This is a genomic window from Zooshikella harenae, assembly GCF_018837975.1.
GTDB classification, from domain to species: domain Bacteria; phylum Pseudomonadota; class Gammaproteobacteria; order Pseudomonadales; family Zooshikellaceae; genus Zooshikella; species Zooshikella harenae.
On the sequence record NZ_JAGSOY010000368.1, the window covers coordinates 1 to 548 of the forward strand.

General features: G+C 43.1%; 1 protein-coding gene. It reads right to left on the bottom strand.

Annotated features, from left to right (window positions below):
• Positions 1–13 precede the first annotated feature (13 nt).
• Positions 14–548 (bottom strand): IS630 family transposase (locus KCG35_RS26160; protein WP_215822870.1); only part of this gene is annotated, 535 nt, incomplete at its 5' end.

The following is a 548-nucleotide window of genomic DNA, read 5'->3' on the forward strand; positions in this document are numbered from 1 at the left end:
TAGAGCTGGCGTATTATAATTTGTCATAGTCTATATGCTCCACGAACAACGTATCAACATCACAACGCTCCCTTTTCCTAATGGATTTTACTTGCGCCCATTTTTTTTCTATCGGGTTGAAGTCAGGGCTGTAAGGCGGAAGGAATTCAAGCAAAGCACCTGATTGCTCAATTGCATCAATGATATCCCTGCGCTTATGAAAGCTGGCATTATCCATGACAACCACAGCATTTTCAGGCAGCACTGGAATCAACTCTTGAGTTAACCAAGCATAAAATACATCACTATTGATACTCCCTTCAAAGAGCCCAACAGTTAAAAAGGTCATACCGACAATAGCGCCTATTGCATTGATACGACCCTTTGCTTGCCAATCATGAACACCATAGCAACGTTTGCCAGAGTGGGAATAGCCATGTATACGCGGCATATCCTGGGCAAACCCACTTTCATCCAAATAGACCATGAGCCGACCTTTTGACTTATGGGCGTTAATTTTCCCTTGAAAGGCTTCCCGCTTTTCCTCATTAGCTTTGGGATGTTTTAGT